Origin of the sequence: Chroococcidiopsis cubana SAG 39.79 (genome assembly GCF_003991895.1) — a bacterium.
Lineage (GTDB): Bacteria > Cyanobacteriota > Cyanobacteriia > Cyanobacteriales > Chroococcidiopsidaceae > Chroococcidiopsis > Chroococcidiopsis thermalis.
In genome coordinates this window covers 1-1,131 of record NZ_RSCK01000256.1, presented here as the reverse complement: position 1 = coordinate 1,131, position 1,131 = coordinate 1, and the positions used below count along the sequence as shown (strand labels likewise).

Annotated in this window: 1 protein-coding gene; it reads left to right on the top strand. The window is 51.6% G+C overall.

Annotated elements, in window-relative coordinates; genetic code table 11:
* Positions 1 to 15: 15 nt before the first annotated feature.
* Entirely contained in the window at positions 16 to 1,077 is a 1,062-nt protein-coding gene (psbA, locus tag DSM107010_RS37760) for a photosystem II q(b) protein (RefSeq protein WP_015153219.1), read from the top strand.
* Positions 1,078 to 1,131: the final 54 nt, after the last annotated feature.

Here is a 1,131-nt window from a genome sequence, read left to right as displayed (position 1 = left end):
GCAATACATAGAACCATGACAACCACATTACAAAGACGCGAAAGCGCTTCCTTGTGGGAACAGTTTTGTAACTGGGTAGCAAGCACAGAAAACCGCCTATACATTGGCTGGTTTGGCGTGTTGATGATCCCCACGTTGCTCGCTGCCACCACCTGCTTCATCGTCGCATTCATCGCCGCACCACCGGTAGATATCGACGGGATCCGCGAACCAGTAGCAGGTTCGTTAATCTATGGCAACAACATCATCTCAGGTGCAGTTGTGCCATCCTCCAACGCCATCGGCTTGCACTTCTACCCAATCTGGGAAGCAGCATCATTAGACGAATGGCTGTACAACGGTGGACCTTACCAATTGGTAATTTTCCACTTCTTAATCGGTGTATTCTGCTACATGGGACGTGAGTGGGAACTATCCTACCGCTTAGGAATGCGTCCTTGGATCTGCGTCGCATACTCGGCACCAGTAGCAGCAGCAACCGCAGTCTTCTTGATTTATCCAATCGGACAAGGCTCTTTCTCAGACGGGATGCCCTTGGGGATCTCGGGAACATTCAACTTCATGTTAGTGTTCCAAGCCGAGCACAACATCCTGATGCACCCGTTCCACCAATTAGGTGTAGCCGGTGTATTCGGTGGTGCCCTGTTCAGCGCGATGCACGGTTCTTTGGTTACCTCTTCCTTGGTACGTGAAACAACCGAAACCGAATCTCAGAACTACGGTTACAAATTCGGACAAGAAGAAGAAACCTACAACATCGTTGCCGCTCACGGCTACTTCGGTCGCTTGATCTTCCAATACGCATCGTTCAACAACAGCCGCGCGCTGCACTTCTTCCTAGCAGCATGGCCCGTCATCGGGATTTGGTTCACCTCCTTGGGCATCAGCACCATGGCGTTCAACCTCAACGGCTTCAACTTCAACCAGTCGGTGGTTGACTCTCAAGGACATGCGATTGGTACATGGGCAGACATCCTCAACCGCGCTAACCTGGGTATGGAAGTGATGCACGAGCGCAATGCTCACAACTTCCCCCTCGACTTAGCTGCTGTCGAAGCTCCTTCCCTCAATGGCTAATTCGCGTTAGTTTGACTTAGGAAAGCGCCTCCCCAAAAGGGGGGCGCTTTTTGC

Bases quoted from the DNA above. Each gene is read 5' to 3' on its own strand.
- psbA (WP_015153219.1), top strand. From the start codon at position 16: ATGACAACCACATTACAAAGACGCGAAAGCGCTTCCTTGTGGGAACAG.